The following is a 4,553-nucleotide window of genomic DNA, read 5'->3' on the forward strand; positions in this document are numbered from 1 at the left end:
GCATCCGCCCGTCGCCCCAGCGGCGCACGCCATCGAGCACCAGGAGGTCGAGGTCGCGGTAGAGGGCCCGGTGCTGGAAGCCGTCGTCCAGCAGCAGGCAACGGCTATCCGGCCGCTGGGAGAGCGCCCGCAGGGCCGCCGCCTCGCGCTTCCGGCCCACCACCACGCGGCGGGGGCCCAGGCGCCGGGCCATGAGCAGGGGCTCGTCGCCGGTCTGCCGGGGATCGGAGTCCGCCTCGACACTCATGGGATCCACGTCCCGCCGCCCGCCGTAACCGCGTGAGAGCACGGCGTTCGTCCAGCCGCCGTTCTCCAGGCCATCCGCCAGGTACAGGGTGAGGGGTGTCTTGCCGGTGCCTCCGGCGCTGAGGTTGCCGATGGAGATCACCGGAACCGTGGCGCGAGCCGCCCGGTCGGGGTGGGCGTCGAAGCCCCGGTTGCGGGCGCGCACCACAGCCCCATAGAGGGGGGCCAGCGGGGCGGCCAGGAGGCGCAGGAGTGACATCCATCCAGGGTAGCGGAGGTCGGTGGCGGGAATGGCTTTCGTCCCCGGCTCCGAGCAGGCGTTTCCATCCGACCCAGAGGCTGGGGTAAGCTAGGGACCTCCCCGGGACCTGCATGGCTGAACCCAGCTTCATCGACCAAAGCAAGCTGCGCTTCCGCGAAGGCGAGCTGATCTTCCGCAAGGGGGAGATGGCCCAGCAGATGTACATCATCCTGTCGGGCAAGGTCCGCCTGTACGTGTCAGAAGAGGCCCAGGGGGAGTGGGCCGAGGAGCTCGCCAAGGGGGACTTCTTCGGGGAAGGCAGCCTGCTGGAGGCTCTGCCGCGCCAGCACACGGCTCTGGCCCTGGAGGATTCGGACCTCATCGCCATTAACCGCGGCACCTTCATGCGGATGATCCGGCAGAACCCCGAAGTCTCCGTGAAGATGATGCAGCGCCTGGCCCAGCGTCACCGCGAAGTCGGTGAACGCCTGGAATCCATGGACGCCAACCGCCCCGCCAAGGCTGTCACCGCCCCGGTGGCCAATCTGGTGTCCGTGCTCAGCGGCAAGCCCCACCCGATCCTGTCCCACGGCTCGCTCATCGGGCGCTTCGATCCCACCACGGGTGTCCACCCCGACATCGACCTGACGGACGAGGACCACAACCTCAGCGTATCCCGGCGCCATGCCCGTATCCTCTGCGAGCACGGCCGGTACTTCCTGCTGGAGGAACCCGGCGTGGCCAACGGCACCTTCGTGCGCGGCGAGCGCATCCAGCCCGGCGAACCGCGGGAGCTGAAGCATGGCGACCGGGTGGGCTTCGGCATGGTGGTGCTGTTCTTCGAGAAGACGTAACCTTCCTGCGGGTCCTTGAGGGAGGCGATCATGGGCACGGAACTGCTGGTCGAGCTGTGGCGGGACGAGCACGGCGTCATCCGGGAGCTGGTGCAGTTCGGGCTGGATGAAGTGGGCGGATCCTGCATCATCCGCGAGCGCAACAGCCTTGACGCGCTGGACGGCGATGCGAACGAGGGCGACATGGTCATCGCCCGCTTCGGGGACCCGGAGGATGCCCGGGATTTCCTGCTGGATGAAGGGTTCGAGCCCTTATGACCCAGCGCAAGCCTGGAGGTGGTCGATGAATTCCCTGTTCAACCCGGGGGACCGGGATGCCCTGGCCCGGCGCCTGTCGGAGCTAGAACCGGGCGCCCAGCGCCGCTGGGGGAGGATGCAACCCGCCCAGATGCTGAGGCACTGCGCCGTCGCCTTGGGGGACGTGCTGGGTGACCGCCCGGTGAAGCAGGCCTTCCTCGGAAAGCTGATCACACCCCTCATCCGGGGCCAGATCTTCGGGGACAAGCCCTTCGGCCGGAATGCCCCGACCGATCCCACCTACGTGATCAAGGATGCGCTGGACTTTGATGCCGAGCGCGCCCGCCTGGCCACCCTCATCGACCGCGTGGTCCAGCGCGGCACCGCGAAGACCGAGGGCATGATCCATCCCTTCTTCGGCCGGCTCAGCGGCGAGCAGTGGGGACGCTTGATCTTCAAGCACTTCGACCATCACCTGAGGCAGTTCGGGGTCTGATGCTGTCCGGGAGGACCGCCTGCTCGCGGTGCTCGGGATGACCCCCCCGGAACCCCCAACGCCTCGACCCGGCAAAGTCCGGCCTCGGGGTCCGAACCATTTCCTACCTGCAAAAAGGCCCGGCGATTACCGGGCCTTTTTGCAACAGAAACCGGCCTTCAGTTGGAGCCAATTCCCAGCGTCTTGGCAGCCTTGGTGAGTTCGGGAACGACCTCGAAGAGATCTCCGACAATGCCGTAGTTCGCCAGCTTGAAGATGGGGGCCTCGGGATCCTTGTTGATGGCGACGATGAACTTCGAGCCGCTCATGCCGGCGATGTGCTGGATGGCGCCGCTGATGCCGCAGGCGATGTAGAGGGTGGGGCTCACGACCTTGCCGGTCTGGCCCACCTGCATGCTATGGGGCAGGCCCCACCCCGCGTCCACGGCCGCCCGGGAGGCGCCCACCACGCCGCCGATGGCGTCGGCGAACTCCTCGAGGATCTTGAAGTTGGCGCCGTCCTTCATGCCACGGCCACCGCTGACGATGACGTTGGCTTCGGCGAGATCCACCTTGCCGCTGGCCTTGGCGAGTATCTCCCTCACCACGGATTTGAAGTCCCCGGTGGGGGCAGCAAGCGCTTCCATGGTGCCGGCGCCGGACTTCTCGGCCGCGGCGAACACGTTGGGCCGGGTGGTCGCCACCTGGACGGCGCTGGCGAAGCTGGTGGTGGCGAAGGCCTTCCCGGCGTAGACGGGGCGCAGGGCCTGGAGCTTGCCGTCCACGATGGAGAGCCCGGTGACGTCGGAGGCGTAGCCGGCGCACAGGCGGGCGGCGGCGCGGGGAGCCATGTCCTTGCCCACGGCGGTGGCGGCGGCCAGCAGCACGGTGGCGCCCTTGGCCTTCACGGCGTCGGCGATGACCGTGGCATAGGCGTCACTGGAGTAGGAGGCCAGTGAGGTGCCTTCGGCGGTGAGGATCACGTCGGCGCCATACTTGGCGGCCTCGGCGGCGCCCGTGCAGGAGGCGCCAGCGAAGAGCGCGCCCAGCTGCTTGCCCGCGGCATCCGCCAGGCGGCGGCCCTCGCTCAGGGCTTCGGCGCTGGGTTTGCGGATCTGGCCATCCTTCAGTTCGCAGAATACGAGAATCATGGAAGCGTCCTTTCGAGTCGGAGATCTGAAGAGAGGGCCTAGAAGACCTTGGCTTCGTCCTTGAGGGCCTGGAGTAGGGCGGTCGCCTGGGCGACGGCGTCGCCTTCCAGCTTGCGTCCGGCAGGACGCTCGGGCGGCAGGGCCAGGGCGATGGTCTGGGTGCCCACCGTCGCAGCCACCGCATCCACTTCCTCGATGGTCTTCTTCTTGGCGGCCATGATGCCCTTGAGGCTGGCGTAGCGGGGCTCGTTGAGGCCCTTCTGGGCGGTGATCACGGCGGGCAGGTTGCCTGCCACGATTTCGGAGCCGCCCTCAGTCTCCCGCTCAGCCTTGAAGGTGCCCTCGCCCAGCTCCAGCATCACGATCACATTGGCCTGCGCCACGCCGAGCAGCTCCGCGAGCATCGGCCCCATGGCCGCGTTGTCGCCGCCCAGGCCCTTGTTGCCGCAGAGGATCAGGTCGAAGCCCTTGTCCCTGGCATAGCCGGCGATGATCTGGGCCACGGCGTAGGCATCGCCCTGGCCGTCGCCACGTAGCAGCACGGCCGAGTCGGCACCGAGCGCCAGCGCGTTCTTGAGCACGTCCTTGGCGGAATCACCGCCCACCGAGAGGGCCACCACTTCGGCTCCTTTAGCCTCCTTGGTGCGGATGGCCTCTTCCAGCGCGTATTCGTCGTACGGACTGGTGATCCACTTTACATCGGCGGGGTCGAGGGACCGGCCATCGGCCGCGACTTTGATCTTGGTCTCGGTGTCGGGTACCTGCTTGAGGGCGACGAGGATCTTCATGGGCGCTCCCTGATGCGTCTTGGGCAGGTCGGCGGATAGCCGACCCAAAGGAAGAGTTTAGCCTGAGGAACCGCAGATCCCATCGGGGTTTCGCAGGTTTTTGGCGGCCATCACACCTGCCTCAGGGTAGGTTGGAACCCTCCGGCAGGGTGGACGGTACATGCACGACACGACGCTGAATTTCCAGGATGCGCTGGTCCTCACGGGCGGAGGGACTGGGGGCCACTTCTTTCCCGCCCTCGCCCTGGCGGAGGGCGCCCGGGCCCGGTGGTCTGACCGTCCGATCACTTTCATTGGTGCGCGACGCGGCATCGAGGCGCGGGAGCTTCCGGCGAGTGCCTGGCCCCACTTGCTGTTGGACGTAGAAGGATTCCTTGGGCGTTCTCCGCTGCGGGCCGCGAGGTCGGCCTGGAAGCTCGGGCGCGCCGTCTTTCGCCTGAAGAGCCTCTGGCGCCGCGAGAGACCCTGGGCGGTGATCGGCACCGGCGGCTACGGCGCCGCGCCGGCCCTGCTGGCGGCCCGCTCGCTGGGCATCCCCTTCTTCCTGCACGAGAGCAACGC

The 4,553-nt window shown here is 67.8% G+C and carries 7 protein-coding genes; 4 read left to right on the forward strand and 3 right to left on the reverse strand.

Going from position 1 to position 4,553, the window contains the following annotated elements:
* Window positions 1-505, reverse strand: a 505-nt coding sequence (gene lpxK, locus WAS25_RS13260; RefSeq protein WP_422312877.1) for a tetraacyldisaccharide 4'-kinase, incomplete at its 3' end; no start/stop codon positions are given.
* A 113-nt stretch (window positions 506-618) separates the two neighbouring features.
* Between lpxK and WAS25_RS13265 the strand changes: the two genes are divergently transcribed.
* The 3 genes from WAS25_RS13265 to WAS25_RS13275 are packed head-to-tail and all read left to right on the forward strand — an operon-like array spanning window position 619 to window position 2,074.
* Window positions 619-1,341, forward strand: a complete 723-nt coding sequence (locus WAS25_RS13265; RefSeq protein WP_422312879.1) for a cyclic nucleotide-binding domain-containing protein — start codon at window positions 619-621, stop codon at window positions 1,339-1,341.
* Window positions 1,342-1,371: 30 nt separating this feature from the next.
* Entirely contained in the window at window positions 1,372-1,599 is a 228-nt protein-coding gene (locus WAS25_RS13270; protein ID WP_422312881.1) for a hypothetical protein, read from the forward strand.
* 25 nt (window positions 1,600-1,624) lie between these two features.
* Complete coding sequence (locus WAS25_RS13275) at window positions 1,625-2,074, forward strand: DUF1569 domain-containing protein (RefSeq protein WP_422312883.1); 450 nt, start codon at window positions 1,625-1,627, stop codon at window positions 2,072-2,074.
* Between the two features lie 158 nt (window positions 2,075-2,232).
* Here WAS25_RS13275 and WAS25_RS13280 read toward each other — a convergent pair whose 3' ends face one another.
* Together WAS25_RS13280 and WAS25_RS13285 are read right to left on the reverse strand one after the other, a co-directional pair.
* Window positions 2,233-3,204 (reverse strand): electron transfer flavoprotein subunit alpha/FixB family protein, encoded by a 972-nt coding sequence (locus WAS25_RS13280; protein ID WP_422312885.1) that lies wholly within the window; start codon window positions 3,202-3,204, stop codon window positions 2,233-2,235.
* Window positions 3,205-3,242: 38 nt separating this feature from the next.
* Entirely contained in the window at window positions 3,243-3,992 is a 750-nt protein-coding gene (locus tag WAS25_RS13285) for an electron transfer flavoprotein subunit beta/FixA family protein (protein ID WP_422312887.1), read from the reverse strand.
* Window positions 3,993-4,152: 160 nt separating this feature from the next.
* On the opposite strand from WAS25_RS13285, the gene WAS25_RS13290 reads away from it, so the two are divergent.
* The coding region (locus WAS25_RS13290) for a UDP-N-acetylglucosamine--N-acetylmuramyl-(pentapeptide) pyrophosphoryl-undecaprenol N-acetylglucosamine transferase (protein ID WP_422312889.1) at window positions 4,153-4,553 on the forward strand (401 nt) is incomplete at its 3' end.

It is taken from the genome of Geothrix sp., from assembly GCF_049292215.1.
Lineage (GTDB): Bacteria > Acidobacteriota > Holophagae > Holophagales > Holophagaceae > Geothrix.